This is a genomic window from Streptomyces sp. NPDC059900, assembly GCF_050270335.1.
Lineage (GTDB): Bacteria > Actinomycetota > Actinomycetes > Streptomycetales > Streptomycetaceae > Streptomyces.
Map to the genome: position 1 here is coordinate 1 of NZ_JBNNJZ010000887.1, position 2351 is coordinate 2351.

The 2351-nt window shown below is 70.6% G+C and carries 1 protein-coding gene and 1 pseudogene; both read right to left on the reverse strand.

All coding sequences use genetic code 11. The annotated features are described in order from the left end of the window. Nucleotides 1-1233: pseudogene (locus ACQKIP_RS45320) on the reverse strand (haloacid dehalogenase); the annotation flags it as partial. Nucleotides 1234-1378: 145 nt separating this feature from the next. Continuing rightward, nucleotides 1379-2050 carry a GntR family transcriptional regulator gene (locus ACQKIP_RS45325; RefSeq protein WP_365854350.1) on the reverse strand — a complete coding sequence of 224 codons (672 nt, stop codon included), beginning with the start codon at nucleotides 2048-2050 and terminating at the stop codon, nucleotides 1379-1381. Nucleotides 2051-2351: the final 301 nt, after the last annotated feature.

The following is a 2351-nucleotide window of genomic DNA, read 5'->3' on the forward strand; positions in this document are numbered from 1 at the left end:
GAGGTTGGGGTGGGCGGCGAGCAGCGCCGGGTACATCCAGGTCTCCGCGTCCCAGAAGACAAGACCGGCGTAGTTGTCGCTGCTCAGTCCGGTGGGGGAGATGCTGTTGGACGAGCCGGTGCGGGTGCTGGAGAGCAGCCCGTACTGGGCGGATCGCGCCCACGACTGCAGGTCGCGCTGGTGTTTGCCCTGTCCCGCCACCTCGATGTCGCTGCGCCACAGCTTGCGCCAGGCGGCGGTGTGTCCGCGGAACAGCGCGCCCCAGCCGCGTTCCGCCGCCTGCCGTGAGGCCGCCACGGCGTCGCGCTCGGGGGAGCGGGAGGTCAGCGCGGTGTCGACGCCCACGTACTTGGTGAGCTCGTAGCTCTGTCCGGACCGGACGGGCACACCGACGGACTGATGGGCGCTCAACTTGCGGGCAGGAGCGGAGGCTTGTTCATTTCCTGTACGCACTCCGTGCCCTGCGCGGAGTGTCGACGCGACGGTGCCTTCGGTCTTCGTACCCTGGGTGCGGAACCCCACGGTCATGGTCCGGTGCCCGGAGCGGGCGGCGCCGGCGGCGGGGGTGACGCGTCGCGCGCCGCGTCCGTCGATGCGGTCGGTGACCTTCGCGCGGCCGTCCCAGTGCGGGGTCATGCGCAGGCGCACGGCGCCGACGTGGGGGTTGGCGCGGTCCGCCAGGACGTCGTAGACGAGGTCGGTGGCGCGGCCGTCCTTCGCCGTCCAGGTGAGTTCGGTGCGCACCAGGCCGCGGCGCAGGTCGAGGCTCTGGCGGTAGTGCGAGATGCGGGAGGCCGGTGTGGCGGAGGTGAAGGTCTCGGATTCCTCTCCGCCGGTGGAGACGGTGAGCGGCGACCAGGTGGGGATGGCCGCGGCGACCTGGCGGTTCTCGGTGGTGTCCGGGGTGTGGGCATAGAGGCCGGAGACGAAGGAACCGTCGTAGCGGGGGGTGAACAGCGGCCATCCGGTCTTGGCTTCGGAGGCGGTGTAGCCGCTTCCGTTGGGGGCGACGCGCTGGCCGAGATAGCCGTTGCCGACGAAGGCGTGGTAGGTGTCCTTCGGGTCGATGCGGGTGGACGTCATCGTCCAGCCGTCACCGAAGGGCGCGGGCGTCGTCGGGCGCTGGGTGCTCGGTGGCGCGGTGCCGGCCGCCGCGGTGGGGGGAACGGTCGCGGCAAGCGCACCCACGAGGAAGGGTGCGACGAACCGGGCCGTGCGGGGGAGGGACCTCATTGTTCTCCGTTGCGGGATCGCCGGGGAAGGTGAGGCGACCATAAAGATGTGAACGGTTCGCGTCAATGAATGTCGCAGTGCGTTGAAGAATCAAACGAACCGGCGAGTAGGACCCTGCCGGTCGTACGGCGTCCTGCTCCGTGCCCTACTCCTTGTCGCCGCGCGCCCAGAGCGAGCGGACATGCCCGAGATGGCGGGTCATGCACGCTTCCGCCCCTTCGGCGTCACCGGCCACCATCAGGTCGAGCAGCTCGATGTGCTCCTGCGCCGACGGGATCAGGCGTCCGCGCTCGTCCAGCGCCGTCAGGCCGTACAGCCGCGAGCGCTTGCGCAGGTCGCCGACGGTTTCCACGAGCCGGTCGTTGCCGCCGAGCGCCAGCAGGGAGAGGTGGAACTGCCGGTCGGCCTCCAGATAGCCGATGAGGTCGTGGTCGCGGGCCGCACGCACGATCTCCTCGGCCACGGGGCGCAGGCGCTCCAGGTCCGCGCGTGCGGCGGACCGGGTGATGCGGCCGACCATGGGGACTTCGATGAGGGTGCGGATCTCGGTGTACTGGTCGAGATCGCGTTCGTTGACCTCGGTGACGCGGAAGCCCTTGTTGCGGACCGGTTCCACCAGGCCCTCGCGGGCCAGGTCGAGCATCGCCTCGCGCACGGGCGTCGCGGAGATCCCGAAGTCCTCGGCGAGCACGGGCGCCGAGTAGACCTGGCCGGGCCGCAGTTCGCCGGATATCAGCGCCGCCCGCAGGTGGTGGGCGACCTGGTCGCGCAGCCGCTCCCGGGGAGTGACGAGGGTGCGCTGTGTGAGGTGCCCCATGGTGGTGTTCCCTTCGTGGCCGGCAGGCCGTGGCCCGCGCGCCCGCCCCGAGTGGTTCACCAGCGTACAAGGTCACCGGGCCGGCGCCCCGGTGTCCGGGGCGCGTTCGATGCGCCCCGGGCAGGGCGAACGGGGCCGCGCCGCAAGGGAGTTGTGAGTTGCCGGCGCCTGAGGGGTTGTCAGTGCAATTTCACATTACTACGTTACGCATCACATGGCGCAGGGCTCCGGTCGTGCAAGTGCCGCTGCCTGCACGCCAGTTGAGACCGATGCCCTTCGCGCACCTCCCACACTCCAGGAG

Coding starts and splice junctions, on each gene's coding strand:
- ACQKIP_RS45325 (WP_365854350.1), bottom strand. CDS start 2,050: ATGGGGCACCTCACACAGCGCACCCTCGTCACTCCCCGGGAGCGGCTG.